This window comes from Bradyrhizobium sp. I71, from assembly GCF_022354745.1.
GTDB lineage: Bacteria > Pseudomonadota > Alphaproteobacteria > Rhizobiales > Xanthobacteraceae > Bradyrhizobium > Bradyrhizobium liaoningense.
Window position 1 is genome coordinate 6,208,269 of the sequence record NZ_CP059398.1, and the last position, 21,537, is coordinate 6,229,805.

The window sequence follows — 21,537 nt, forward strand, 5'->3', positions numbered from 1 at the left end:
CGATATGGCGAAGATGCGAGCCGTCGATGCAGCCGTGCGTGTCCTGGAGAAGGAAGGCATCTCGACTGCCTTCGGGGTTCCCGGGGCCGCGATCAATCCGCTTTACTCGGCGCTCAGGAAGCGCGGTTCGATCCGCCACATCCTGGCGCGGCATGTCGAGGGCGCCTCGCACATGGCGGAAGGATATACGCGGGCCAAGGCCGGCAATATCGGCGTCTGCATCGGCACCTCGGGGCCGGCCGGCACCGACATGATCACCGGGCTCTATTCCGCGATCGCCGATTCCATCCCGATCCTCTGCATCACCGGACAGGCGCCCCGGGCGCGGCTGTACAAGGAAGATTTCCAGGCGGTCGATATCGAGTCCATCGCAAAGCCCGTGACCAAATGGGCGGTGACGGTGCGCGAGCCCGCGCTGGTGCCGCGCGTGTTCAGCCAGGCTTTTCACGTGATGCGCTCGGGCCGGCCGGGGCCGGTGTTGATCGACATGCCGCTCGACGTGCAACTCGCCGAGATCGAGTTCGACGACGAGACTTATGAGCCGCTGCCGGTCTACAGGCCCGCCGCGACGCGCAAGCAGGTCGAGAAGGCGCTGGAGATGCTGAACGCGGCCGAGCGGCCGCTGATCGTCGCCGGCGGCGGCATCATCAATGCCGATGCCTCGGATCTGCTGGTCGAGTTTGCCGAGATCACCAACGTGCCCGTCGTCCCGACGCTGATGGGATGGGGTGCGATCCCCGACGACCATGTGCTGATGGCCGGCATGGTCGGGCTTCAGACCAGCCACCGCTACGGCAACGCCACGCTGCTGGAATCCGATTTCGTGCTCGGTATCGGCAACCGCTGGGCCAACCGCCACACCGGCTCGGTCGAGACCTACACCAAGGGCCGCACCTTCGTGCATGTCGATATCGAGCCGACGCAGATCGGGCGCGTGTTCAATCCCGATCTCGGCATCGTCTCGGATGCGAAGGTTGCGCTCGAGCTGTTCGTCGCCGTCGCCAGGGAGTGGCGCCGGTCAGGCAGGCTCCGCGAGCGCCAGGCGTGGCCCGCTGCCTGCCGCGATCGCAAGAAGACGATGCTGCGCAAGAGCCATTTCGACGACGTGCCAATCAAGCCGCAGCGCGTCTATGAGGAGATGAACAAGGCGTTCGGCCGCGACATCACTTATGTCACCGTGATCGGCCTGTCGCAGATCGCCGGCGCACAATTCCTCGGCGTCTACAAGCCGCGCAACTGGATCAATGCCGGACAGGCGGGACCGCTCGGCTGGACGCTGCCTGCCGCGCTCGGCGTGCGTGCGGCGTGCCCGGATCGCGACATCGTCGCACTCTCCGGCGACTACGACTTCCAGTTCCTGATCGAGGAGCTCGCGGTCGGCGCGCAGTTCAATCTGCCCTACATCCACGTCGTCGTGAACAACTCCTATCTCGGCCTGATCCGCCAGGCCCAGCGCGGCTTCGAGATGGACTATCAAGTCCAGCTCTCCTTCGAGAACATCAACGCACCCGAGATCGGCGTCTACGGCGTCGACCATGTCGCAGTTGCCGAAGGCCTCGGGTGCAAGGCGATCCGCGTCACCCGCCCCGAGGACACGCAAGCGGCGTTCGCCACCGCGCGCGAACTGATGGCCAGGCATCGCGTGCCCGTGGTGGTCGAATTCATCCTCGAACGCGTCACCAACATCGCGATGGGCAGCGAGATCGACAACATCGTCGAGTTCGAGGAGGTGCTGGACCTTCCGCTCGACGAGGTCGAGCGGGCGCGCCCGGGCGTGCTGCAGCCGGCGGAATAGGGGAGAGTATCATGCCGAAGTTTGCCGCCAACCTCACCATGCTCTTCAACGAGATGCCGTTCCTCGACCGCTTTGCCGCTGCGAAGGCGGCGGGCTTTGCCGGGGTCGAGTATCTCTTTCCCTATGATTTCGACAAGGCGCAGCTGCGTGAACAGTTGGAGGCCCACGGGCTGACGCAGGTGCTGCACAATCTGCCGGCCGGCAATTGGGCGGCGGGCGAGCGCGGCATTGCCATCCTGCCCGATCGCGTCAGTGAATTCCGCGACGGCGTATTCCGCGCCATCGACTACGCCAAGGCGCTCGATTGCGAGCAGCTCAACTGCCTCGTCGGCATCGCGCCTGTCGATGCGGACCCGCGCGAGCTGAACGAGACGCTGGTCGGAAATTTGCGCTTTGCCGCCTCGACGCTGGCGCGGGAGAACATCAAGCTGCTGGTCGAGCCGATCAACACGCTCGACATTCCCGGCTTCTATCTCAACGGCACCGAGCAGGCGGTGCAGCTGATCTCGGACGTGCGGTCGAATAACCTCTTCATCCAGTACGACATCTATCACATGCAGATCATGGAGGGCGACCTCGCTCGCACCATGCAGGAATATCTGCCTGAGATCGCCCACATCCAGCTCGCCGACAATCCCGGCCGCCACGAGCCCGGCACCGGCGAGATCAACTATCCCTTTCTGTTCCGCCACCTCGATGCGATCGGCTATCGCGGCTGGATCGGCTGCGAATACAAGCCGCGCACCACGACGCTCGAAGGACTTTCGTGGCACGCGGCACAGACGTTCGAGACATAGAGGATATCGAAGCCACAGTGACGGTGCACTCCCTCTTCCCGCTTGCGGGAGAGGGTTGGGGAGAGGGTGCTTCCGCAATGGGATTCGCGGTGCGGTGAAAATCCCCAAGCGGATAAAGCTCACCCGGCGCGCGGGACGATGCTTCGCATCGCCCGGACGCGCCGACTTCTCCCGCAAGCGGGAGAGGTGCACCGAGCCAACGGATGAATCTTGCATATGCAACTGAGGAAAGCTTGACATGATCGACATCGGCTTCATCGGACTTGGCACCATGGGACGGCCGATGGCCGGCCATCTCCTGGCCGCGGGCCATCGCGTTCTTCTGCATGATGTGGCGCCCGTTGCGCCGGAGCTGATCGCGGCCGGCGGCATTCCCTGCAACTCCGGCAAAGAGGTCGCGGAGAAGGCGGATGCGGTCGTCATCATGGTGCCGGATACGCCGCATGTCGAAGCCGTGCTGTTCGGCAAGGACGGGGTCGCGAGCGGCATTTCCAAGGGCAAGATCGTGGCCGACATGAGCTCGATCTCGCCGCTGGCGACGAAGGAATTTGCGAAGAAGATCGAGGCGCTTGGCGCCGACTATCTCGATGCGCCGGTGTCGGGCGGCGAGGTCGGAGCGAAAGCTGCGAGCCTCACCATCATGGTCGGCGGGCCGGAGCGGGCTTTTGGCACCATGAAGCCGATCTTCGACAGGATGGGCAAGAATGTCACGCATGTCGGCGCCAATGGCGACGGCCAGACGACGAAGGTCGCCAACCAGATCATTGTCGCGCTGACGATCGAGGCCGTGAGCGAAGCGCTTCTGTTCGCATCCAAGGCCGGCGCGGACCCAGCGCTGGTGCGCAAGGCGCTGATGGGCGGCTTCGCCTCGTCGCGGATCCTCGAAGTGCATGGCGAGCGCATGGTGAAGCGCAATTTCGATCCGGGCTTCCGCATCGAGCTGCACCAGAAGGATCTCAACCTCGCGCTCGAAGGCGCTCGCTCACTCGGCTTGTCGCTGCCGAGCACGGCAGTGGCGCAGCAATTGTTCTCGTCCTGCACGGCGCATGGCGGCAAGGCGTGGGATCATTCGGCGATGGTGCGGGCGCTGGAACTGATGGCGGGACACGAGATCGCCGCAGCCTGATGTGTTACGGCGTAACAGTCTCCGGATTCTGACGCTTCTTTGGCCGCAGGGAACCGGAACAATGCCTGCGCCCCGCGGTTGAAGGCGCAGGACAATCCACTGGAGACATAAGCACATGAAAACCCGTCTTGCGATTACGTTCGCCGCCGCCTCGCTGCTGGCGTCGAGCGCAGCCTTCGCCCAGTCAACGACCGCTCAGGGCGCCGCGGATGGCGCGCGTGCGGGTGGCGACATCGGCGGCCCAATCGGCGCGATGGTCGGCGGCACCGTTGGCGCGGCCGTCGGCGCCGGTCTCGAAATTCCGAATGCCGTGCTGGGCGGAATCCCGCGAAGCGATTCGGTCGTCGTGGAGGAGCGCGTTGTCGTCGGCGAGCCGCTGCCGCCCACCGTTGTGCTCCGCCCCGTGCCGAATTACACCGAGTATCGCTATGCGGTCGTGAACGATCGCCGCGTGATCGTCGAGCCGCGCACCCGCCGCGTCGTCAAGATCATCGACTGATCGGCGGCAATCCAGGCGCTGACGAGACAGCCCCTGCGGAGTGTCACTCCGCGGGGCCTTCGCTTGTCAGGGCAGCGCTGGTGCGAAAGCGCGCGAGCAGCCAATCGGCCGCGGCGGCGAGCGCAAAGCCGAGGCAGGCGGTGGCGGCATCGACCAGAAAATCCTCCAGCCGCGCATGGCGGCCGGGTGCCCAAAATTGCATCAGCTCGAGCACGCCAATCAGCACGACCGCGGCGGCTGTGACCAGCAGACGTCGTCGCCGATAGGCGAGGCCGAACGCCAGTCCCACCAGGATGAAGGCGAGCGCATGTTCGCCGTCCTGGCCGAGGTCGGAATGGGGCCGTAGGCCGGGGGGACCTAGGGTGGCGAAAGTGACGGCGGCCGCGAGCAGCCAGGCAACGCTACGAATGAAAAAGGACATCCGGACCGCTTAGCACGGATCTGGCGGGCTTGTCGCGAGGTCGGTATCAGATCGCCGTGTAGTTAATGACAAAATGTTAAAGTGGCTCGCGCACGCCGAGGCCGTGCATGAAGCGTTCCCGGATCTGCACGGGGTCGCGGCGGGTGGTGCCCACGCCCGGCTTGTCGTCGATCCGGACTGCGATCAGGCCCGGCTCGCTGGCAGCCATCGCATCGTCGACCAGTCGCTCGAAATCCTCCTCGTCCGCGGCCCAGGCGCTGTTGACGAGGCCGGAGCCGATGGCGATGGCGACGATGTCGGCGACGTTCGCTGCCGGTGTCGGCTGCGCGCCGGTGATTTGGTAGATGCCGTTGTCCATCACGATCATCGTCAGGTTCTTCGGCTTCAGGGCTGCAATGGTCGACAGCGCGCCGAGCTGCATCAGCAGCGAGCCGTCGCCTTCGAGTGCGATGACGCGGCGACCGGGCTGCGCCAGCGCCACCCCGAGCGCGATCGGAAAGGCGAGCCCCATGCTGCCCAGCATGTAGAAATTCTGCGGGCGGTGGCCGGCGGCCCAGAGATCGAAATTGGTGTTGCCGATGCCGCCGATCACGGCTTCCTCGTGCTTGAGCTTCGCGACGAGGCGCGAGGTGACGTCGAAGCGGTTCATGACCTTGGTGTTGCGCGTGTTCATGACCGGCCTCACTTGTCGAAGACCTTGCCGCCCGTGAGCAGCGGGTTGAGGATCAACGCCACCGGCGCCTGCGTGGTGACGGCCTGCTTGATCGAGCGGTCCGTGATGAATTCGAGCTCGTCGAGCCGGGTGATGGTGTGGTGCTCCAGCGCCAGTGAATCGAGCACCGGGCGCATGGTGCGGCAGACCAGCGACTGGCCGTAATTGAACTCGCCGAGCGTGCCGCGCTCGGACACGAACATGATCAGCGGGATCTGGTAGGGCACCGCGAGCGAGGCCAGCACGTTGGCCAGCGTGGCAAAGCCGGAGGTCTGCATCAGCACCGCCCCGCGCCGTCCGCCCATCCAGGCGCCGGAGACGATGCCAACCGCTTCCTCCTCGCGGGCGGTGGCAAAGGTGGTGAAGAAGGGATCGGCGTGCAGGTTCTTGATCAGCGGCGTCAGCACGCGGTCGGGCACGTAGGGGATGAGGCTGATCTCGTTCCGCTTCAACGTTTGCAGGACGATGCCGTGCCAGCTTCCTTCGCCGGAGCTTTGAGCGGCCTGGGGCGAGGTCCGTTGTTCCGCAATCGCCATTGCGTTCTCCCTTCAGCCGCGCATGCTTCTTTCTGGCCGTCGCGGCGGCCCGCCGAACTTGACGCAGGCAGTGGGATTGTCAACATGTCCGGGCCGGCACCGTGATCTGCGCCAGAAGGCCTGCCGTGGCCGGCACCGCCATGTCATAAGTGTGGCAATGAAGAAACGGGAGGAAGCACCGGAGGCAGCGCGTCGCGCCGACCTTGCCGAGCTCCCTCGCGAGCGAGCCGGAAGGGTCCTGATGTCCGTCAACAACAAGCGCGTCTTCTACGTCAAATACCTCGCCAATCCGATCTACATCGACATTCTGAAGGCGCGGCCCGACGTCCGGCTCGATCGCATCGAGAACGAGAGCCCTGAAGATTTTTATGCACCGGTCCTGAGCGCGGCCCATGTCTACCAGATCGGCGCGGCCCGCGACGAACTGGCGCCGCATTTCCACGTCGACGCCGCCTTTCTGAAGCGGACGCCGAAATTGCTGCTGGTCTCCAGCAATGGCGCGGGCTTCGACCCTGTTGACGTCGAGGCCTGCACGGACGCGGGGGTGCTGGTCGTCAACCAGTCCGGCGGCAATGCCCATTCGGTGGCCGAGCATGCGCTGGCGATGATGTTGACGTTGTCCAAGCGCATCATCCAGTCGGATCGCCGCCTGCGCCGCGAGCGCGACGTCAACCGCAACGAACTCGTCGGCAACGAGGTCGAGGGCAAGACCGTCGGCATCATCGGCCTCGGCAATGTCGGCCGGCGCATCGCCGCCCTGTGCAAGGGCCTGCTCGGCATGACGGTGCTGGCCTACGACCCGTATCTGTCGGCCGAGGTGATGGCGGAGCGGGGCGGGGAGAAGGTCGAGCTCGACGAGCTCCTGCGCCGCGCCGATTTCGTCTCGATCTCCTGCCCGCTGAACAAGGGCAGCCGGAACATGATCAGCGTGCGTGAATTCGCGCTGATGCAGCCGCATGCCTATTTCATCACCACGGCGCGCGGTTTCATCCACGACGAGGACGCGTTGCTTCAGGCGCTGCGCGACAAGCGCATTGCGGGTGCCGGCCTCGACGTCTGGTCCAAGGAGCCACCGCCGCCGGAGCATCCGCTGCTCCAGTTCGACAACGTGCTGGCGAGCCCGCACACGGCAGGCGTCACCATCGAGGCGCGCCAGAACATGGGCCGCATCGCCGCCGAGCAGGTGCTTGATGTGCTCGACGGCAAGCGACCGCCGCGCATGATCAATCCCGAAGTCTGGCCGCGCTATGCGGAGCGCTTCAAGCAGGCGTTTGGTGTGACGCCCGGGTAAGGGGCCGGCCGCGCCAGGTTGGATTGCGCTCCGATCATTGGTTACCACGATTGAAAGCCAAAGCGCCGCATCTTATCGATCGGGTAAGTGAACGCGTATCACTTGTCCTGTAGTTGAAAGTCCATGAGCGTCTTTTCGATTGCGACATCCGGACTTTCTGCGGCAAGTTTGCGCGTGAACGTGGCCGCGAGCAATATCGCCAACGTCCGCACGACCGGCCCGCTGCCAGCGTCAGGCGGATCGGGCACGTCGGCCGGTGCAGCCAGCTCGAGCACGAGTTCGACTTATCCCGCGGCTTATGTGCCGTTGCGCGTCGATCAGGTCGACCAATCCAGTGGCTCGATGCCAGGCGGTACGAAAGCGGTCGTGTCGACGGTTTCGCCGAGCTATATCGCACAATCCGACCCGGGCGCCCCCTTCGCAAACCAGGACGGCCTGGTCGCGGCGCCGAATGTCGATATCACCCGCGAATTCGTTGAGCTGGCGGCCGCAAAGTACAGCTTCATCGCCAATGCGAAGGTCATTCAGGCCTACTCGGAAACGACGGAGTCGCTGCTCGACATCACGACGTGATGGCTGATGTCGGCTCTGTCCCGCCTGCCTTCGCTCGTCCGCCTCCACCGGCGAGATGCCAGGGCAGGGCGTCTACCCGAACTTCGTGCCGAGCTGCTTGAACACGGCCTCCCAGGTCATGAGGTCGAGATGGCCGCCGCCCGCGTTCGTGAAGAAGGTGATGTCGGACGGTGAGGCGCGTCCCTGCGCGCTGCCGCTGGCGAGATCGTCGAGATCGCCGAGGACGTCGGTCTCGCTGATCGCACCGCTGGTGATCGGCTGCAGGATGGCGCCGAGGCCAGGGAAGGCCGATTCCCGCCGGTCCACGAAGACGCGCGTATTGGGCCCCCTCGCCGCCGAGAAAGGCGTCCAGGACTTCCATCTTCGGCCGGCGATGGGCCTCCTCCAGCGCGGCAATGAGGATAGGAGACGTCGGAACTTTCGTGACTTCGGTATCGGAGACGAGGTGCAAGGCAAGATCCTCATGGGCGCGGCCGGCATTCCGGCTTCTCCCCGGCCGGCAGGTTCCGAAATGGATTGTCCTTCCCGCCTTGATCCGCGTCAAAATCTCCTTCCCCGCTCCGCCCTAAATGGGACTAGAGTGCTGCGAGGGCAGCAGGAGGTCCTATGGCTACTTATGTCGTCAGGTTCATGAAGAACGTGCTCGGCGAATACGGCCGACAGAGCGAGGTTTGTCAGGGTACGCTCGAGATCGATGCCGCCGACGAGAATGAGGCCAAGGAGCGGGCGAAAGCGAGATTCTGCAAGGAACAGGCATTGCATGACTGGTCGCTGCATGCCGACCGCATCCATGTGAGACCGGCCGACTTTCCGTCGTAAGGCCTACCGGCCCGGCGTCATGATGGGCGGAGGTGTTGTCGTCCCGGCGCCGAGCGATCGCTGCACCATCACGGTGTCGGACCAGCGGCCGTGGCGATAGGCGACGCCGCAAAGCAGGCCGGCGCGCGCGAAGCCGAACCTCTCGTGAAGCGCCAGCGAGGGCGCGTTGTCGGCATCGATATAGCCGATCATCTGGCGGAAGCCGGCCGCCGCACAGGCATCGATCAATTCCTGGAGCAATAGCCGTCCGACTCCGCGGCCGAGATGCGCGTGGTGGACGTAGATCGAGTGCTTGGCCGTGTACCGATAGGCGGGACGCTTGCGGAACAGCACGGCATAGGCATAGCCGACGACCTCGCCGCGATAGGTCGCGACCAGATGCGGCAGGCGGGTCTGCTTCAGGTTCTTGCGCCGCTCGCGCAAATCATCCGGCGCCGGCGCACCGGTTCCCTCGACATCGCGCGGCACACCATTGCGGACGTGATGGCGGTAGATCGCCAGCATCGCTTCGACATCGCTTTCGCGTGACGGCCTGACCAGAACGGGCTCGTCACTCGCGCGCGCAGCTGTTTCGTTCATCGGCGCTACTCGGCGACCACGTAAGTGTAGAGCCCGATGCGCCCGTTCGCATCGACCTCCTTGTAGACCCCCTGGATCTCGACGTCGAAGCCCGGGAACGTGTTGAAGCAGGTCTCGAACATCTTGAGATAATCGATCATGGGTTTGGCCCGCTCCGTCAGCCGCTCTCCGGGCACGATGGTGGCGATGCCGGGCGGATAGACCACGAAGGGTGTGGTGGCGATGCGGCCGGCGATCGCCTCGATCGGCAGGTAGTCGACATCGTTGCGGAACAGATAGCGCGCGGCATCGCGGGGCGACATCGCGATCTCGGGCATGTGCTCGGGCATGAACTGCCGAGCCTGGAGCGCACTGACGTCGGCGGCTCGGAAGAAGCGGTGCATCTCGCCGCAGAGGTCGCGCAGACGCACGCCTGCGTAGCGCGCCCGTCGCCGCTGATGGAATTCCGGGATCGCGTCGGCCAGCAGCGCATTGTCGTCATGCAGCCTCTTGAACGCGACGAGGCCGGAGATGAGCGTGCCGGCCTTGCTTGCCTCGACGCCGGGCGTGAGCAGGAAGAGCAGGGAGTTGAGGTCGTTCTTCTCGGGGACGATGCGGTTTTCGCGCAAGTATTGCGCGACGACCGGTGCGGGGATGCCGTGTTCGGCATAGGCGCCGGTCGCACGATCGAATCCGGGGGTGAGCAAGGTCAGCTTGTTCGGATCGGTCATGGCAAAGCCTTCCGCGAGATCGGGAAAGCCATGCCAGTTGGTGTCCGGGGAGAGCTGCCACAGCGCGGGATTGGTCGCGAGCTCGTCGGTGGAGAGCGTCTCCCAGGCGACGTTGTGCGCGGCGCCGGGGCGGCTGACATCGGGAATGGCGACCCGATCGGGAACGAAGGGCTCGAAGAACCAGCGCCGCTCCGGATTTTGCTCTTTCTCCTCGAACTCCCTGCGCATCGCCCGGATCTTCTTGCGCAGCTCGATGCCGAGCCGGATCGTGTCGTCCCACAGCACTTCGCCGGAGCGACCCTTCATCATCTGCGCACCGACGTCGAGCGAGGCGAACAGCGGATAGAAGGGGGACGTCGATGCGTGCTGCATGAAGCTCTCGTTGAAGCGGCGGTGCTCGACGCGCCGCTTCTGGCCGCGGATGTGACGATCCTTGATGTGGATCTGCGAGGCCTGCGAGAAGCTCGCCAGCTGCTTGTGGGTCGACTGCGTCGCGATGATGCCGGGCGCCTCAGGAGGAAGATTGGCCAGGCCCATGGCGAAGCGCCCGGCATAGAGCGGATGGAATTTCATGAAGCCGGCCCAGGCCTCGTCGAACAGGATGTATTCGCAGAGATGGCCGATGCGCTTCAGGATCATCTCTGCGCTGTGGATCGAGCCGTCATAGGTGCACTGCTCGACCACGGCGACGCGGAACGGACGCTCCTTGCGCCAGGCGTCGCGGTCCCCGACCAGCGGATGGTTGCGGATGGCCTCGCGCAGGGCCTTCTCGTCGAGCATGTCCCAGCGCATCGGGCCGATCAGGCCCCAGGCATTGCGGACGGTCGGGACGTAGATGGGGACGCCGCCGCTGATCATCAGAGCGCCGTGATGGGCGGCCTTGTGGTTGTTGCGGTCGAACAGCACGAGGTCACCGTCGGTGACGAGGGCGCCGAGCGCGACCTTGTTCGACGTCGAGGTGCCGTTGAGCACGAAATAGGTCTTTTCGGCGCCGAAGATCTGGGCCGCTTCCTTCTGCGCCTTCAGCGCCGGGCCTTCATGGGTGAGGAGGTCGCCGAGATCGAGCACGGAATTATCGAGGTCGTCACGGAACACGGATTCACCGAGATGCTCGACGAACACGCGCCCGATCGGGCTGCGGTTGTAGAACACGCCGCCGTTATGGCCTGGACAGGTCCAGAGCTGGTTGCCTTCCTCGGCATAGTCGACCAGCGCACCGAAGAACGGGGTCTTCAGCGTCTCGGCATATTGCTTGAGACGGCTGATCAGGTTCTTGGCGATGAAGGGCGGCGTCTCCTCGGACAGAAAGACATAGCCGTCGATGAAATCGAGCACCTCGACTGGCAGATCCTCGAACCGCTTGCGACGGATCAGGAGGATGATGGGGAAGTCGAGGCCCCGGCGGCGCATCAGATTGATCAGGGCCGAGGTCTTGCCTTCGAGGCCCTTCTTGCCCCAGTCGACCACCATGCAGCCGATCGCCGCATCGGTCTGCACGGCCATCTCGGCATCCTCCAGCTTGCGGGCCCGGACCACCTCGAATCCGGAGCGCTGGATCTCCTCGATGATCTGGTTGAAGCGAACGCCCTCGAGGTCGTCGGCGTCGAACACGGGTGCTGCGAACAGGAAGTTGAAGCGCTTGAAATAGTCCATGTCGGATCCCGAATGTGGCAGAGACACAGCTCTCGGCACATTCGATGACAGTTGGATGACACGCCCGAGTGCCGCGGGAATGTTCGCGTATTTGCGGCCTCAGTCCAGCAGCTTGTCCAGCGTGATCGGGAAGCGGCGGATGCGCTTGCCGGTGGCGTGATAGACGGCGTTTGCGATCGCCGCAGGCACGCCGACAATGCCGATCTCGCCGAGACCCTTGATGCCCATCCTGTTGATCCGGCCGTCGGGCTCATCGACGAAAATGACGTCGATATCGTGAATGTCGGCGTTCACGGGAATGTGGTACTCGGCGACGTTAGCGTTCATGATGCGGCCGAAGCGGTGATCCATCATCGTCTCCTCGTGCAGCGCCATCCCGATCCCCCAGACCACACCGCCCATGACCTGGCTGCGGCCCGTCTTGGTGTTCAGGATGCGGCCGGCGGCGACAGCACTCACGACCCGCGTGACGCGGATGACACCCAGCTCCTCGTCGACCTTCACCTCGGCGAAAACCGCCGAATGCGTGTTGCGGGCATGCGATTTGTCCTCCGCGAACTGGTTGAGCTTCTCCTTTTCGATCCGCTCGAGCTCGCCGTGGCGCATGACATCCGCAATCGAGACGGCAGCCCCGTCCTTGCCGTTGCTGGCGATCATACCGTCGACCAGGGTCACGTTGGCGGCGTCGAGGTTAGCGAGCGGCGAGCCTGGCATTGCCTTTGCAAGACGTGCGAGCTCATGGCGAATGTCTTCGGCCGCCCCCAGTACGGCATGCGCGCTGGACGCCGCCATCCAGGAGCCGCCCTCGACAGGGGCTTGCGGCAAGGTCGAGTCGGCGAGCCTGACGCTGATGTTCTCGATCGGCAGCCCAAGAGCATCGGCCGCCACTTGCGCCACGATGGTGTACGTGCCGGTGCCGATATCGGACGCGGCGCAGGAGACCTCGGCATGGCCGTTGGCCGTCAGCACGATCCGGACGGCGACCGGCATCTGCAGCGCCTCCCACACCCCCGTCGCCATGCCCCAGCCGACCAGTTCCTTGCCGTCGCGCATGGAGCGCGGGGCGGGGGCGCGCCGGGCCCAGCCGAAGGCTTCCGCGCCGCGGGCGTAGCATTCCCGCAATTGCTTGCTGGTGTAGGGGAGGTCTTCGCTTTGGTCGCGATCCGAGTAGCACTTCAGGCGCAGCTCGATCGGATCCAGCTTCAGCGTGACGGCCAGTTCGTCCATGGCGCATTCGAGCGCCAAGACGCCCGTTGCCGCGCCCGGCGCGCGCATGTCGCAGGGCGTCGAGACGTCGAGGTCGACCAGCTTGTGGGAAAAGTGGCTGTTGGGGCTCTTGTAAAGCTGCTCGGCCCAGCCGGTGTCATTGCGCGAAAAATCCTCGTAGCGTGAGGTAACGGCAATGGCTTCGTGGCTGACGGCATCGAGCGTGCCGTCGCGCCTTGCCCCGAGCGCGACATGCTCGATGGTCATCGGCCGATAGCCAAGCCCATACATCTGCTGCCGTGTCAGCACGACGCGGACCGAGCGCTTGAGTGCGAGCGCGGCCAGCGTCGCCAGCACCACCTGGTATTGCGGCCGCAGGCCGGAACCGAATGCGCCGCCGACATAGGGCGAAAGCACGCGGATCTCCTCGGGCTTCTTGTCGAACACACCGCAGAGGAACTTCTGCACGTTCTGGACGCCTTGCGTCTTGTCGTAGACCGTGAGCTTGCCGTCGCCTTCCCAGACCGTCGTCGTCGCATAGAGCTCCATCGGATTGTGATGCTCGGTCGGAATGAGGTAGTCCGCTTCGTGCCGCAGGGGGGCGGCCGCAAGCGCTGCTTTGGCGTCGCCGCGGGGCTTGTGCGGCTTGTCCATCTCGCGGGCACTGCCGCGCTCGGCCTCGAGATCGGTTGCAAACCCATCCTGCTCGTAATCGATCCGCACCAGCGTTGCGGCGTACTTCGCGGTCTCCCATTCTTTGGCAACGACGAGAGCAATCGGCTGCCCGTTGAACCTGATCAAGTCATCATATAGCGGCCGGAAGGGCGAACCCTCCGGGGCCACCTCGTCCTTCCAGGCCTCGTCCTTGTCGGCGAGGGAAGGACGATTGGCGTGCGTGAGCACGTCGAGCACTCCAGCCACCTTCAGCGCTTCGCTGGTGTCGAGCCGCACGATACGACCGCGCGTTATGGTGGCCGCCACCACGAAACCATGGACCAGGCCCTCGGCGGTGAACTCGCCGGCATACTTCGCAGCTCCAGTGACCTTGGCCCGGCCGTCGACGCGCGACGTTGGTGTTCCGACATAGGCGTTCATCGGGCCCTCATGCGATCTTCTTGTGAGCTTGTGATTGCGGTGTGGCGCCTGTGGCCTGGATCAGCGTACGCACGACGGCTCGGCGCGCGAGCTCGATCTTGAACCTGTTGTGCGAGCGAGCGGTTGCTCCCTGCAGCAGCAGATCGGCGGCGCGCCCGAAATGATCCGGTGTTGCCGCCTGGCCGCGCAATGCCGCTTCGGCTTCGGGGCTTCGCCAGGGCTTGTGGGCAACGCCGCCGAGCGCCAGGCGCGCTTCGCCGATTGCGTTGCCTTCCAGCTTGAGCGCGGCTGCGACCGAGACCAAGGCGAAGGCGTAGGACAGCCGGTCGCGGATCTTCAGGTAGCTGTAGTTCCGGGCAAAGCCGCGCGGCGGCAGCTCGATTGCGATGATGATCTCGCCGCTGCCGAGATTCGTATCTCGGTGAGGCGTATCACCCGGCAGCCGATGGAAATCGGTCAGCGCGATGGTGCGCTGACCGTTGGCGCCTGCAATGTGGACGAGCGCACCGAGCGCCGCCAGCGCCACGCTCATGTCGGAGGGATTGGTCGCGATGCAGGACGTGCTGGTGCCGAGGATTGCATGGTTCCGGTTGAGACCATCGCTTGCCGAGCAGCCCGAACCGGGACTTCGCTTGTTGCAAGGCGTCGTCGTGTCATAGAAGTAGGCGCAGCGCGTTCGCTGCATCAGATTTCCACCGACCGAGGCCATGTTGCGCAGTTGCGCGGAGGCACCTGCCAGGATGGCGCTGGCGAGCAGGGGATAGCGCTGCTCGATCAGCGGATGATAGGCGAGATCCGAATTCGGCACCAAGGCGCCGATGCGCAGGCCGCCATCGGCAGTCTCCTCGATGTCGCGGAGCGGCAGGCGGGAGATGTCGATCAGCCGCGAGGGCCGTTCGACGTTCTCTTTCATCAGGTCGATCAGGTTGGTGCCGCCGGCAATCAGCTTCGCGCCTGGATCGGCGGCGAGCAGGCGAATGGCGTCGGCAACGTCGCTTGCGCGGGAATAGTGGAAGTTGTTCATGACCGGCTCATTGCCTGTTCGATCGCAGCCACGATGTTGGGGTAGGCGCCGCACCGGCAGAGATTTCCGCTCATCAGCTCCCGGATCTCGTCGGCATCCCGCGCACGGCCTTCGGCCAGCAGGCCGGCCGCCGAGCAAATCTGTCCCGGCGTACAATAGCCGCACTGAAAGGCGTCATGGTCGATGAAGGCCTGTTGCAGGGGATGCAGCGCGCCGTCCTTGGCAAGGCCTTCGATCGTCGTGATCTCAGCGCCATCCTTCATGACGGCGAGGGTCAGGCAGGAATTGACCCGTCTTCCATCGATCAGCACGGTACAGGCGCCGCATTGGCCGTGATCACAGCCTTTCTTGGTGCCGGTCAACTCCAGGCGGTCACGCAGGGCATCCAGGAGCGTGGTCCACGGCGCGACCTCGAGTGTGCGCCTTGCGCCATTGACGACGAGGTTGATCGGAATGCGTTTGGGGGTCTGATCCGCGATGTCGGCCATGGTCTGTTCCCTGCGGAAAGGCCGAGCCGGGCAACCGAGGCTGTGACGCGAGGATGCATTGCCGCCGCTGGCCAATAGCGCCCAACGGATGACGGGCTTCTTGGTTCCCGACCGGTTCTCCGGTTGGGACGGGCGAGGTCAGCGCTTCGTCTCCCCGAACACCACGGTCGGCACCGCGCGGTTGACGATCTCGCGTAGTGCGAAGCTCGATTGCACGCGCGCGACGCGGGGCAGGCGGGACAGCTCGGTGCGGTGGATCCGCTCGAAATCCTGGATGTCGCGGGCGAGCACGATCAAGATGTAGTCGTCGGTGCCCGACATCAGGAAGCAGCGCACGACTGAGGGGCATTTCACCACCTCAGCCTCGAACGCCTTCAGCGCATCGTCGCTCTGGCTCTCCAGCGCGATGCGAACCAGCACGGTGGTGGTGAGGCCGAACTCGGCGAGGTCGAGTGTGGCCTGGTAGCCCTGGATGTAGCCGTCGTCCTCCAGCGCCTTCTGCCGCCGCGCCAGCGCCGTGCTCGACAGGCCGATCTTGTTGGCAAGCTCGGTGTGGCTGGCCCGCGCATTGGTCGTGAGTTCCGCGAGGATCGCGATGTCTTTCCGGTCGAGGGCCAAGGTTTCGTTTCCAGCGTGAAAGGGCACTTTCGCGCCGGAAACCGGCGCGCGCGTGCCAAACCTAGCGGATATTTGCACGAAACCAAACGGGCGCCGTCGCTACGATGAATGAGCGGAATCAGTGCGTTGGCAATGGAGCTCGGGATGCGTGTCGGTGTGCCCAAGGAGATCAAGGTGCAGGAATATCGCGTCGGGCTCACCCCGGGCGCCGTCCGCGAGTATGTCGCCGCCGGGCACCAGGTGACGGTCGAGACCGGCGCCGGCAGTGGCATCGGCGGGTCCGACGAGATGTATCGGCGGGCAGGGGCGTCCATTGCCGAGACCGCCCGCGAGATCTTCGCCAAGTCCGAGATGATCGTGAAGGTCAAGGAGCCGCAGAAGGGCGAATGGGCCCAGCTCCGCGAGAACCAGATCCTGTTTACTTATCTTCATCTTGCGCCGGATCCGGAGCAGGCCAAGGGCCTGATCGACTCCGGCTGCACCGCGATCGCCTATGAGACCGTCACGGATGCGAGCGGTCACCTCCCGCTGCTCGCCCCGATGAGCGAAGTCGCCGGCCGCCTTGCCATCGAGGCCGCCGGCGCCGCGCTCAAGCGCTCGGCCGGCGGCCGCGGCTTGCTCCTGGGCGGCGTACCGGGCGTGCAGCCGGCGCGCGTCGTCGTGCTCGGCGGCGGCGTGGTCGGAACCCAGTCGGCGCGCATGGCCGCCGGCCTCGGGGCCGAAGTCACCGTGATCGACCGCTCGATTCCGCGCTTGCGCGAACTGGACGATCTCTTTGCCGGACGCGTGCGCACGCGTTTCTCGACCATTGAATCGGTCGAGGACGAGGTGTTCGCCGCCGACGTCGTGATCGGTGCGGTGCTGGTGCCGGGCGCCAGTGCGCCGAAGCTCGTCACGCGCGCCATGCTGAAATCGATGCGGCCGGGGGCCGTGCTGGTCGACGTCGCGATCGACCAGGGCGGTTGCTTCGAGACCTCTCATCCGACCACGCACGCCGAGCCGACCTACGAGGTCGACGGCGTCGTGCATTATTGCGTCGCCAACATGCCGGGCGCGGTGCCGGTGACCTCGAGTCAGGCGCTGAACAATGCGACGCTGCCGTTCGGACTGATGCTCGCGAACAAGGGGTTTGCGGCGGTGCTGGAGAACCCGCATTTGCGCAACGGACTCAATGTGCATCGCGGGCGGATTACGAACAAGGCCGTGGCAGAGAGCCTCGGGCTGGAGTTCGCTCCGGTGGAGAGCGGGCTGGCGGCGTAAAGGTGCGTTGGGTTACGCGGATGTCGCACTTCCTTCTCCCCCTTGTGGGAGAAGGTGGCGCGTAGCGCCGGATGAGGGGTTCTCGCGACTGGCCAGACTGCTCGTGGGGATAGATACCCCTCACCCGGCTTCGCCTTCGCGAAGCCACCCTCTCCCACAAGGGGAGAGGGTGCACTGGTTGCCGCTCCAGTTTCAGTCAGCCTTCGTCAGCGTGTACTGCCTCATATCCGGATCATGCGTCATGCGCCAGTAATCCACGAAACGCCACGGCATCGCCGAGAACACGCGGCCACTGCTGTTGCGGTAGTAGGTGCTCATGCCCGGATGGGTCCAGATCATCGCCTCGTGCTCGGCATCGACCTTGCGGACATACTCGTCGAGCACGTCCTGACGGACATCGATCGCGGCGATGTCTCGTTCGATCATGTCGACGAGACACGCCGAGATGTAGCGGCTCTGGCATTCCGACTGGAAAATGACGCTGCCGCCATGGGCCGGCCCTGAATTGGGACCGAGCATGCAGAAGAAGTTTGGAAAGCCCGGCACGGTGAGGCCGAGGAACGCGGTCGGATTGTCGTTGGTCCAGGCTTCACGCAGATTCGTGCCCCCGCGCCCGCTGATGTTGAGGCGTGCAGCCATCTCCGTCACCTTGAAGCCGGTGGCGACGACGATGATGTCGGCCGGGCGCTGCCTGCCGTCGGCAGTGACGATGCCGCTTTCGTCAAAATGGTCGATCGCCTCGGTGACGAGTTCGACGTTGTCTCGCCTCAAAGTCTTGAACCAGCTGTTGTCGAGCAGGATGCGCTTGCCATAGGGCGGATAGGTCGGCACGCATTTTTCGATCAGGTCGGGGCGTCCCTGCAGTTCCGCCAGGATGAAGTCCGTCAGCTCCTGGCGGTGCCGGTCGTTGCCCTTGTTGACGGCGCGTTCGGGATGCGGCCAGGCCGGGTCCTTGCGGAGGAAGGGAAGGAGGCCATCGCCGTAGCGCCAGAACATGTTGAAGCGATACCACTGCACATAGAATGGCAGATGCGCCAGCAGCCAGCGTGCGCCCTCGCTGATCGGGTCGGCATAGCCCTTCACCGGCCGAGCCCATTGCGCGCTGCGCTGGTAGACCGTGACCGAGGCTGCACGGCCGGCGATCGCGGGCACGAGCTGCATCGAGGTGGCACCGGTGCCGATCACGGCGACGTGCTTGCCCTCGACGTTGATGTTGTCGGACCACAATGCCGAATGCAGGATCGTTCCCTTGAAGCTGTCTTCGCCTTCGAAGCGGGCGCGTGAGGGATCGTTGAGCTGGCCGATGGCACTGACCAGCGCGGTGGACTCGAAGATCTCTTCGCCGTTCACTGTCTTCAGCGTCGAAATCCACCGCTTCTTGCCTTCGTCCCAGCGCGACGAGGTCAGCTCGGTGTTGACGCGAAGATGCTTGCGGATGCCGTATTCGTCGGCGACCTTAAGCAAATAGCCGAGCAGCTCCTCGCGCTGGCAGAAGTAGCGCGTCCAGGCATTGCGCGATCCGAACGAATACGAATAGGAGTGGTTCGGCGTATCGACGCCGCAGCCGGGATAGCGGTTGATCCACCAGGTGCCGCCGAGTTCCTCGTTCTTCTCGACGATGGTGTAGGGGATGCCGAGATGGCCGAGCGCCACGCCGAGCGCGATGGCACAGACACCGGCGCCGACGATCAGCACGTGCTGGTTCGCAAGCTTCTCGTCGGAAGGGCGCGCCGTCCAGCGTGCCTCGCGCGTCACAAAGCCCATCTCTTCGCGCATCAGGGGCGCATATTCCGGCGCGACGTTCTCGCCGAGGCAGGCGCGCATCATCCTCAGCAGCAATCCCTCGCCGGGGTCGGTGATGACGGGCTTGGGCGTCCCCTCGGCGAAGAGCTTGACCACGGCGGCGCGGATCTCGTCCTGGATATCGTGCGGCACCCCGGCCTCGGGATCGGGGATCAGGCGGATATCGCGCTTGGGCAGGTAGGGCGGTTCCAGCCACTTCTCGTCGCCGGTCATGTGCACCAGCACCATCAGCAGGCAACGGATATCGCCCTCGGCGATCGCCGAGGCGAAGTCGAGCGGCTTGTGCGGAGATTCGATGTTCATGGCGTGTCCTGATCTCCGAAGGCAGTGAAGAGGCCGCGCGTCATCAGCTTGCGATAGGCGGAGATGACGTGATCGGGAACGGTGGTGACGCCGCTTTCCGAATAGGAATAGCGGCGGCTGAGATAGCCGCGCGCCCCCATCAGCATGTGGACGATCGCCTCGAATTCCTCATCGCTGTAGTCCTCGATCGCGCCCGCAAGACGAGCCCGGCGCAGGATGCGGACATAGGCGACCGAAATGTTGTCGAGATGCTTCTGATACCCGGTCGGTGCGAAGAACTCGGCCTCGTTGAGGATGCGCAGAAATTCCGGCACCTCGCGGATGAAGTCGAAGAAGGCGGAGAAGCGCGCGATCTCCTGCCGTGCCGCATCCGCCGTGCCGGTGCGAGCGCGGATGAATTCGACCATGTCGAGACCGATCTTGGGCAGGAGCTGGTCGAGCAATTCCTGGCGATTCTCGAAATGATTGTAGAAGGTGCCCTGCGCGACGCCGGCCTGTTCGGTGATGCGGGCGACCGAGGCTTCGGCATAGCCGTATCTGCCCACGACCTTGGTGGCGGCCTCGAAGATCTTCTGCTTGGTCCAGGCGTTGCGCTCGACGCGGTTGAGCTTCGTCACCTTGGCGTTCACTTGCGTCATTCAGACGTCTCCAGCTCGGCGCGCAGCACGCGCTTGAGGATCTTTCCGCTTGGATTGCGCGGCAGGCTGTCGCGGACGACGAGCTGTTTCGGCACCTTGAAGCTCGCCAGCCGCGCACGGCAATGTTCGGTGAGGGCAGAGAGGTCGAGGCTGGCGCCGTCAGCCAGCACGACGATGGCGACCGGTCGCTCTCCCCAGCGCGCATCGCGCAGGCCGATCACGGCGACCTCGCGCACCTCGGGCAGATCGTAGATGACGCGCTCGACCTCGGAGGAGGCGATGTTCTCGCCGCCGGAGATGATCATGTCCTTCTTGCGGTCGGTCAGGTACAGAAAGCCCTCGTCGTCGAGATAGCCGACGTCGCCGCTGCGGAACCAGTCGCCGAAGAAGGCCGAGGCCGTCTTGTCCGAATCCTTCCAGTAGCCGCGCGTGATTTTCGGCCCGCGCAGGCAGATCTCGCCATTGACGTTCGGTGGCACGATCTTGCCGTCCTCGTCGCGAATCTCGATCTCGACATGGGCGATGGCGCGGCCGGTGGAGCCGATCTTCTCGATCTCGCGGCCGGCCTCCATGAACGTGTCGCCGCCGACGGTCTCGGTGAGGCCATAGGCGTCGATATAGCGCGCGTTGCGGAAGTATTCGGAGAAGGCGCGGATGCGCAACTCCGGCGTCTTCTCGCCGCCGCCGATCGCCCATGTCAGGCTGGAGACGTCGTAGCGATCGCGGGTGGGGCAGGTGAGCATCGCCGTGGTCATGACCGGCGCGAACCAGGCGGCGTTGAGCCTGTCCTCGGCGATCGCCGCAAGCGCCGTCTCCGGCTCGAAATTGCGCTCGATGCGGATAAAGCCGCCATGCCAGAGCACGGCGATGCCCGGCAGGTCGAGTGCACCGACGTGATAGAGCGGACCGACGACGAGAAGCCGCGTCTCGGCTCTGAGGCCGAGCGCAATCGTCTGATCGGCGGACTTCCAGTAGAAATTATCGTAAGAGAGCATCACGCCCTTGGGGCGGTCGGTCGTGCCCGAGGTGTACATCAGCCGCATCAGGTCCGATGGCTGGCGCGGATGCATCGGCGCGGGTGCAGCGCTGCTCGCGAGACGCACGACGCTGTGCTGCGCGGCCTCATCGAGCACGACACTCTTCGCGCCCGCGGCATTCGCTGCCAGCTCTTCATCGACGATCAGCAGGCGCGCGCCGGCATTGCCGGCGATGTAGCCGACCTCATCGCGTGAGAGGCGGAAGTTGATCGGCAAGAAGACTGCGCCGAGATGACTGGTGGCAAACACCAGTTCCAGGAATGCCGCGCTGTTCTTCATCAATACGGCCACGACATCGCCAGGGCCGATGCCCTGCGCGGCGAGCCACCCGGCGGCCTTGCGGACGCGTGCATCAAGCGCCGCGTAGGAAATCACCTCGCCGCGATATTTCAGCGCGGGCCGCGCCGGCGTGCGTCGGGCATGAAAGGCGATGAAGCTCGACAGATTGATCATTTGCGCTGGTTTCGGGCCAATTCTTGGCCTCGTTTCCTTCCCTGATGAATTCTGACTCGTAATTCATCTTTGGCTTGACGTCACCCCCCTACCTCTGAAAT

At 64.7% G+C, this 21,537-nt stretch carries 21 protein-coding genes; 8 read left to right on the plus strand and 13 right to left on the minus strand.

Features of this window, described 5'->3' with window-relative positions:
- Window positions 1-4: 4 nt before the first annotated feature.
- The 4 genes from gcl to FJV43_RS29685 all read left to right on the plus strand — a co-directional run bounded on the left by gcl (window position 5) and on the right by FJV43_RS29685 (window position 4,217).
- Window positions 5-1,795 (plus strand): glyoxylate carboligase, encoded by a 1,791-nt coding sequence (gcl, locus tag FJV43_RS29670; protein ID WP_239622521.1) that lies wholly within the window; start codon window positions 5-7, stop codon window positions 1,793-1,795.
- An 11-nt stretch (window positions 1,796-1,806) separates the two neighbouring features.
- Window positions 1,807-2,592 carry a hydroxypyruvate isomerase gene (hyi, locus tag FJV43_RS29675; protein ID WP_239622522.1) on the plus strand — a complete coding sequence of 262 codons (786 nt, stop codon included), beginning with the start codon at window positions 1,807-1,809 and terminating at the stop codon, window positions 2,590-2,592.
- Between the two features lie 238 nt (window positions 2,593-2,830).
- Complete coding sequence (locus FJV43_RS29680) at window positions 2,831-3,718, plus strand: 2-hydroxy-3-oxopropionate reductase (protein ID WP_239622523.1); 888 nt, start codon at window positions 2,831-2,833, stop codon at window positions 3,716-3,718.
- 115 nt (window positions 3,719-3,833) lie between these two features.
- Window positions 3,834-4,217 (plus strand): DUF1236 domain-containing protein, encoded by a 384-nt coding sequence (locus tag FJV43_RS29685; protein ID WP_028177189.1) that lies wholly within the window; start codon window positions 3,834-3,836, stop codon window positions 4,215-4,217.
- A gap of 43 nt (window positions 4,218-4,260) precedes the next feature.
- Here FJV43_RS29685 and FJV43_RS29690 read toward each other — a convergent pair whose 3' ends face one another.
- The 3 genes from FJV43_RS29690 to FJV43_RS29700 form a co-directional block, all read right to left on the minus strand.
- Complete coding sequence (locus tag FJV43_RS29690; RefSeq protein WP_239622524.1) at window positions 4,261-4,638, minus strand: VanZ family protein; 378 nt, start codon at window positions 4,636-4,638, stop codon at window positions 4,261-4,263.
- Between the two features lie 76 nt (window positions 4,639-4,714).
- The gene (locus FJV43_RS29695; RefSeq protein ID WP_239622525.1) at window positions 4,715-5,311 is read right to left on the minus strand and encodes a thiamine pyrophosphate-dependent enzyme; all 597 of its coding nucleotides are present in this window, start codon (window positions 5,309-5,311) and stop codon (window positions 4,715-4,717) included.
- 8 nt (window positions 5,312-5,319) lie between these two features.
- Window positions 5,320-5,886 carry a thiamine pyrophosphate-binding protein gene (locus FJV43_RS29700; protein WP_239622526.1) on the minus strand — a complete coding sequence of 189 codons (567 nt, stop codon included), beginning with the start codon at window positions 5,884-5,886 and terminating at the stop codon, window positions 5,320-5,322.
- Between the two features lie 241 nt (window positions 5,887-6,127).
- On the opposite strand from FJV43_RS29700, the gene FJV43_RS29705 reads away from it, so the two are divergent.
- Together FJV43_RS29705 and FJV43_RS29710 are read left to right on the plus strand one after the other, a co-directional pair.
- Window positions 6,128-7,177 carry a hydroxyacid dehydrogenase gene (locus tag FJV43_RS29705; RefSeq protein WP_239622527.1) on the plus strand — a complete coding sequence of 350 codons (1,050 nt, stop codon included), beginning with the start codon at window positions 6,128-6,130 and terminating at the stop codon, window positions 7,175-7,177.
- A 123-nt stretch (window positions 7,178-7,300) separates the two neighbouring features.
- Window positions 7,301-7,750: a flagellar basal body protein gene (locus tag FJV43_RS29710; RefSeq protein ID WP_239622528.1), complete on the plus strand. Its 450-nt coding sequence runs from the start codon at window positions 7,301-7,303 to the stop codon at window positions 7,748-7,750.
- A 72-nt stretch (window positions 7,751-7,822) separates the two neighbouring features.
- On the opposite strand, the gene FJV43_RS29715 is transcribed toward FJV43_RS29710, so the two are convergent.
- The gene (locus FJV43_RS29715) at window positions 7,823-8,056 is read right to left on the minus strand and encodes a hypothetical protein (protein WP_239622529.1); all 234 of its coding nucleotides are present in this window, start codon (window positions 8,054-8,056) and stop codon (window positions 7,823-7,825) included.
- Window positions 8,057-8,356: 300 nt separating this feature from the next.
- Between FJV43_RS29715 and FJV43_RS29720 the strand changes: the two genes are divergently transcribed.
- The gene (locus tag FJV43_RS29720) at window positions 8,357-8,569 is read left to right on the plus strand and encodes a hypothetical protein (protein ID WP_028177182.1); all 213 of its coding nucleotides are present in this window, start codon (window positions 8,357-8,359) and stop codon (window positions 8,567-8,569) included.
- 3 nt (window positions 8,570-8,572) lie between these two features.
- Here the strand turns inward: FJV43_RS29720 and FJV43_RS29725 are convergent, their stop codons facing one another.
- The 6 genes from FJV43_RS29725 to FJV43_RS29750 all read right to left on the minus strand — a co-directional run bounded on the left by FJV43_RS29725 (window position 8,573) and on the right by FJV43_RS29750 (window position 15,942).
- Entirely contained in the window at window positions 8,573-9,148 is a 576-nt protein-coding gene (locus tag FJV43_RS29725; protein ID WP_239622530.1) for a GNAT family N-acetyltransferase, read from the minus strand.
- Window positions 9,149-9,153: 5 nt separating this feature from the next.
- Window positions 9,154-11,511 carry an Orn/Lys/Arg decarboxylase N-terminal domain-containing protein gene (locus FJV43_RS29730; protein WP_239622531.1) on the minus strand — a complete coding sequence of 786 codons (2,358 nt, stop codon included), beginning with the start codon at window positions 11,509-11,511 and terminating at the stop codon, window positions 9,154-9,156.
- Window positions 11,512-11,610: 99 nt separating this feature from the next.
- Window positions 11,611-13,812, minus strand: a complete 2,202-nt coding sequence (locus FJV43_RS29735) for a xanthine dehydrogenase family protein molybdopterin-binding subunit (RefSeq protein WP_239622532.1) — start codon at window positions 13,810-13,812, stop codon at window positions 11,611-11,613.
- A 7-nt stretch (window positions 13,813-13,819) separates the two neighbouring features.
- The gene (locus tag FJV43_RS29740; protein WP_239622533.1) at window positions 13,820-14,836 is read right to left on the minus strand and encodes a xanthine dehydrogenase family protein subunit M; all 1,017 of its coding nucleotides are present in this window, start codon (window positions 14,834-14,836) and stop codon (window positions 13,820-13,822) included.
- Window positions 14,833-15,324, minus strand: a complete 492-nt coding sequence (locus FJV43_RS29745; RefSeq protein ID WP_239622534.1) for a (2Fe-2S)-binding protein — start codon at window positions 15,322-15,324, stop codon at window positions 14,833-14,835. The genes FJV43_RS29740 and FJV43_RS29745 overlap by 4 nt, the downstream gene beginning before the upstream one ends.
- 138 nt (window positions 15,325-15,462) lie before the next feature.
- Entirely contained in the window at window positions 15,463-15,942 is a 480-nt protein-coding gene (locus FJV43_RS29750; RefSeq protein WP_239622535.1) for an Lrp/AsnC family transcriptional regulator, read from the minus strand.
- Window positions 15,943-16,086: 144 nt separating this feature from the next.
- Here FJV43_RS29750 and ald point away from each other — a divergent pair, with 144 nt between their 5' ends.
- Complete coding sequence (gene ald / locus FJV43_RS29755) at window positions 16,087-17,202, plus strand: alanine dehydrogenase (RefSeq protein ID WP_239622536.1); 1,116 nt, start codon at window positions 16,087-16,089, stop codon at window positions 17,200-17,202.
- A gap of 192 nt (window positions 17,203-17,394) precedes the next feature.
- Here ald and FJV43_RS29760 read toward each other — a convergent pair whose 3' ends face one another.
- Genes FJV43_RS29760 through FJV43_RS29770 form a run of 3 tightly spaced genes read right to left on the minus strand, consistent with a single transcriptional unit; the run spans window position 17,395 to window position 21,436 of the window.
- The gene (locus FJV43_RS29760; protein WP_239622537.1) at window positions 17,395-19,308 is read right to left on the minus strand and encodes an NAD(P)/FAD-dependent oxidoreductase; all 1,914 of its coding nucleotides are present in this window, start codon (window positions 19,306-19,308) and stop codon (window positions 17,395-17,397) included.
- Window positions 19,305-19,946 carry a TetR/AcrR family transcriptional regulator gene (locus tag FJV43_RS29765; RefSeq protein WP_239622538.1) on the minus strand — a complete coding sequence of 214 codons (642 nt, stop codon included), beginning with the start codon at window positions 19,944-19,946 and terminating at the stop codon, window positions 19,305-19,307. Before FJV43_RS29765 ends, FJV43_RS29760 begins: the two co-directional genes overlap by 4 nt.
- The gene (locus FJV43_RS29770; RefSeq protein WP_239622539.1) at window positions 19,943-21,436 is read right to left on the minus strand and encodes an AMP-binding protein; all 1,494 of its coding nucleotides are present in this window, start codon (window positions 21,434-21,436) and stop codon (window positions 19,943-19,945) included. Before FJV43_RS29770 ends, FJV43_RS29765 begins: the two co-directional genes overlap by 4 nt.
- Window positions 21,437-21,537 lie beyond the last annotated feature (101 nt).

What these genes read in the sequence shown, in the direction of transcription:
- gcl (WP_239622521.1), top strand. Translation starts at nt 5, where the DNA reads ATGGCGAAGATGCGAGCCGTCGATGCAGCCGTGCGTGTCCTGGAGAAG.
- hyi (WP_239622522.1), top strand. Translation starts at nt 1,807, where the DNA reads ATGCCGAAGTTTGCCGCCAACCTCACCATGCTCTTCAACGAGATGCCG.
- FJV43_RS29680 (WP_239622523.1), top strand. Translation starts at nt 2,831, where the DNA reads ATGATCGACATCGGCTTCATCGGACTTGGCACCATGGGACGGCCGATG.
- FJV43_RS29685 (WP_028177189.1), top strand. Translation starts at nt 3,834, where the DNA reads ATGAAAACCCGTCTTGCGATTACGTTCGCCGCCGCCTCGCTGCTGGCG.
- FJV43_RS29690 (WP_239622524.1), bottom strand. Translation starts at nt 4,638, where the DNA reads ATGTCCTTTTTCATTCGTAGCGTTGCCTGGCTGCTCGCGGCCGCCGTC.
- FJV43_RS29695 (WP_239622525.1), bottom strand. Translation starts at nt 5,311, where the DNA reads ATGAACACGCGCAACACCAAGGTCATGAACCGCTTCGACGTCACCTCG.
- FJV43_RS29700 (WP_239622526.1), bottom strand. Translation starts at nt 5,886, where the DNA reads ATGGCGATTGCGGAACAACGGACCTCGCCCCAGGCCGCTCAAAGCTCC.
- FJV43_RS29705 (WP_239622527.1), top strand. Translation starts at nt 6,128, where the DNA reads ATGTCCGTCAACAACAAGCGCGTCTTCTACGTCAAATACCTCGCCAAT.
- FJV43_RS29710 (WP_239622528.1), top strand. Translation starts at nt 7,301, where the DNA reads ATGAGCGTCTTTTCGATTGCGACATCCGGACTTTCTGCGGCAAGTTTG.
- FJV43_RS29720 (WP_028177182.1), top strand. Translation starts at nt 8,357, where the DNA reads ATGGCTACTTATGTCGTCAGGTTCATGAAGAACGTGCTCGGCGAATAC.
- FJV43_RS29725 (WP_239622530.1), bottom strand. Translation starts at nt 9,148, where the DNA reads ATGAACGAAACAGCTGCGCGCGCGAGTGACGAGCCCGTTCTGGTCAGG.
- FJV43_RS29730 (WP_239622531.1), bottom strand. Translation starts at nt 11,511, where the DNA reads ATGGACTATTTCAAGCGCTTCAACTTCCTGTTCGCAGCACCCGTGTTC.
- FJV43_RS29735 (WP_239622532.1), bottom strand. Translation starts at nt 13,812, where the DNA reads ATGAACGCCTATGTCGGAACACCAACGTCGCGCGTCGACGGCCGGGCC.
- FJV43_RS29740 (WP_239622533.1), bottom strand. Translation starts at nt 14,836, where the DNA reads ATGAACAACTTCCACTATTCCCGCGCAAGCGACGTTGCCGACGCCATT.
- FJV43_RS29745 (WP_239622534.1), bottom strand. Translation starts at nt 15,324, where the DNA reads ATGGCCGACATCGCGGATCAGACCCCCAAACGCATTCCGATCAACCTC.
- ald (WP_239622536.1), top strand. Translation starts at nt 16,087, where the DNA reads ATGCGTGTCGGTGTGCCCAAGGAGATCAAGGTGCAGGAATATCGCGTC.
- FJV43_RS29760 (WP_239622537.1), bottom strand. Translation starts at nt 19,308, where the DNA reads ATGAACATCGAATCTCCGCACAAGCCGCTCGACTTCGCCTCGGCGATC.
- FJV43_RS29765 (WP_239622538.1), bottom strand. Translation starts at nt 19,946, where the DNA reads ATGACGCAAGTGAACGCCAAGGTGACGAAGCTCAACCGCGTCGAGCGC.
- FJV43_RS29770 (WP_239622539.1), bottom strand. Translation starts at nt 21,436, where the DNA reads ATGATCAATCTGTCGAGCTTCATCGCCTTTCATGCCCGACGCACGCCG.